The sequence below is a fragment of the Bacillus sp. 05T31 genome, assembly GCF_056396725.1.
In genome coordinates this window covers 1-585 of record NZ_JBFTMA010001259.1, presented here as the reverse complement: position 1 = coordinate 585, position 585 = coordinate 1, and the positions used below count along the sequence as shown (strand labels likewise).

At 28.2% G+C, this 585-nt stretch carries 1 pseudogene; it reads right to left on the bottom strand.

What is annotated here, in order from left to right:
* Positions 1-585 (bottom strand): annotated as a pseudogene (locus AC1DJR_RS32785) (hypothetical protein); the annotation flags it as partial.

Below are 585 nucleotides of genomic sequence, written 5' to 3'. Positions count from 1 at the left end.
GTTCATATAAACTGAAATAAAATTCAATAATTTATTCCAATCCATAGATTTTTGTTCTTTCCAAGCATCACACAAACCAAATATTATTTGATAAATATAGTAATAATCAGTATTAATAAAGTGCTTTAAATCCTCCACTATTTTATCTGGGTTCTTCCTAGAAAACTCTCTAATTGCTTGTCCCAAGGAAGAAACAGTTGTTATGTTTCCATGCTTGCTTTCTTTATACTCCCTTAAATATTTCGCGATTTCTTTGTTGCTCATATTTAAAAGTTCCTCTTGGCTTAATGGAGATACGATTCGAACGAATTTAGATTTTTTCACTTTTGCTTTCGAGTTTAGAGCAGGGTCCACTTTTGTTTTTTCTTTTAATTTTAAATATAATTTTTCAAATGAAGGAATATGCCTTAACGCTTTCAGCCTTTTCTGTTTCCATGCATTTATATCCTTACCTTTTATTTCATTAGGTACTCTTTCTATTAAATATAATAATATTCTTTCTTGGTCATTATTTAGATTTTCTAATTGCTCTAGTATTACTTTTAATTCCGATTCTAAATAATACTCTTGAAAAACAATAGTTCC